A 1,135-nucleotide genomic window follows, 5' to 3' on the forward strand; every position below is an offset into this window, starting at 1 on the left:
TCATGTCCAAGGAAAAGTTCGATCGCAGCCTGCCCCACGTGAACATCGGAACGATTGGGCACGTGGACCACGGCAAGACGTCGCTGACGGCCGCCATCACCAAGGTGCTGGCGAAGACCGGTGGCGCCACGTTCCTGGCGTACGACCAGATTGACAAGGCGCCGGAAGAGCGCGAGCGCGGCATCACCATCTCCACGGCGCACGTGGAGTACAAGACGAAGAACCGTCACTACGCGCACGTCGACTGCCCGGGGCACGCCGACTACGTGAAGAACATGATCACGGGCGCGGCGCAGATGGACGGCGCCATCCTGGTGGTGTCGGCGGCGGACGGCCCGATGCCCCAGACGCGTGAGCACATCCTGCTGGCGCGCCAGGTCGGTGTTCCCTACATCGTGGTCTTCCTGAACAAGGTGGACCTGCTGGACGACCCCGAGCTGCGCGAGCTCGTGGAGATGGAGGTCCGCGACCTCCTGAAGAAGTACGAGTTCCCCGGGGACACCATCCCCATCATCCCCGGCTCCGCGGTGAAGGCGCTGGAGGGTGACACCAGCGACATCGGCGAGCCGGCCATCCTGAAGCTGATGGAGGCGGTGGACAGCTACATCCCGACGCCGCAGCGCGCGACGGACAAGCCCTTCCTGATGCCGGTGGAAGACGTCTTCTCCATTGCCGGCCGTGGTACGGTGGCCACGGGCCGCGTGGAGCGCGGTGTCATCAAGGTGGGCGAGGAAGTCGAAGTCGTCGGTCTGCGCGCGACGCAGAAGACGGTGGTGACGGGCGTGGAGATGTTCCGCAAGCTGCTGGACGAGGGCCGCGCGGGCGACAACATCGGCGCGCTGGTCCGTGGCCTCAAGCGCGAGGACATGGAGCGCGGCCAGGTGCTGGCGAAGCCGGGCAGCATCACGCCGCACACGAAGTTCAAGGCGCAGATTTACGTGCTGTCGAAGGAAGAGGGCGGCCGCCACACCCCGTTCTTCAAGGGGTACCGTCCGCAGTTCTACTTCCGCACCACGGACGTGACGGGCACGGTGAAGCTGCCGGACAACGTCGAGATGGTCATGCCGGGCGACAACATCGCCATCGAGGTGGAGCTCATCACCCCGGTCGCGATGGAGAAGGAGCTCCGGTTCGC

The 1,135-nt window shown here is 65.8% G+C and carries 1 protein-coding gene; it reads left to right on the plus strand.

From position 1 onward, the window contains the following. Nucleotides 1–2 precede the first annotated feature (2 nt). The coding region (gene tuf, locus K8556_RS38860) for an elongation factor Tu (protein ID WP_223745181.1) at nt 3–1,135 on the plus strand (1,133 nt) is incomplete at its 3' end.

Origin of the sequence: Corallococcus sp. AS-1-12 (genome assembly GCF_020036995.1) — a bacterium.
Classification (GTDB): Bacteria; Myxococcota; Myxococcia; order Myxococcales; family Myxococcaceae; genus Corallococcus.